Here is a 606-nt window from a genome sequence, read left to right as displayed (position 1 = left end):
ACGCGCCCAAGAGGAGTCGAACCCCTAACCTTTTGATCCGTAGTCAAACACTCTATCCAATTGAGCTATGGGCGCATTGTTAATGCCGAGGACCGGAATCGAACCGGTACGGTGATCACTCACCGCAGGATTTTAAGTCCTGTGCGTCTGCCAGTTCCGCCACCCCGGCGTTGAAATTGGCTAAGCGGAAAACGGGGTTCGAACCCGCGACCCCCACCTTGGCAAGGTGGTGCTCTACCACTGAGCTATTTCCGCAAGTATTGGATGCCGGCTAAAGGATTTGAACCCTCGACCCTCTGATTACAAATCAGATGCTCTACCAACTGAGCTAAGCCGGCGCTTTGATGGTACTTTAATGCGGGTGAAGGGACTTGAACCCCCACGCCCGAAGGCGCTAGATCCTAAATCTAGTGCGTCTGCCAATTCCGCCACACCCGCATAGACAATGAGTCGTACAGGGCTCGAACCTGTGACCCTCTGATTAAAAGTCAGATGCTCTACCAACTGAGCTAACGACTCATATGGAGGTTAACGGGATCGAACCGCTGACCCTCTGCTTGTAAGGCAGATGCTCTCCCAGCTGAGCTAAACCTCCAATATGAAAAA

At 52.5% G+C, this 606-nt stretch carries 7 tRNA genes; all 7 read right to left on the bottom strand.

The features are described from left to right. Position 1: 1 nt before the first annotated feature. Positions 2-75: transfer RNA gene (locus NE257_RS11555), tRNA-Arg, on the bottom strand. An 8-nt stretch (positions 76-83) separates the two neighbouring features. Then, positions 84-169: transfer RNA gene (locus NE257_RS11550), tRNA-Leu, on the bottom strand. A 14-nt stretch (positions 170-183) separates the two neighbouring features. Next, positions 184-255 (bottom strand) — tRNA-Gly (locus NE257_RS11545). Between the two features lie 10 nt (positions 256-265). Beyond that, positions 266-338 (bottom strand) — tRNA-Thr (locus NE257_RS11540). Positions 339-356: 18 nt separating this feature from the next. After that, positions 357-438, bottom strand: a tRNA-Leu gene (locus NE257_RS11535). A gap of 8 nt (positions 439-446) precedes the next feature. Continuing rightward, positions 447-519, bottom strand: a tRNA-Lys gene (locus NE257_RS11530). A 3-nt stretch (positions 520-522) separates the two neighbouring features. Beyond that, positions 523-595, bottom strand: a tRNA-Val gene (locus NE257_RS11525). Between the last annotated feature and the right edge of the window lie 11 nt (positions 596-606).

The sequence above is a fragment of the Enterococcus italicus genome (assembly GCF_023743875.1).
GTDB lineage: Bacteria > Bacillota > Bacilli > Lactobacillales > Enterococcaceae > Enterococcus_G > Enterococcus_G italicus.
Note: the sequence above shows the minus strand (reverse complement) of the source record. Positions and strands in the feature narration are given on the sequence as shown.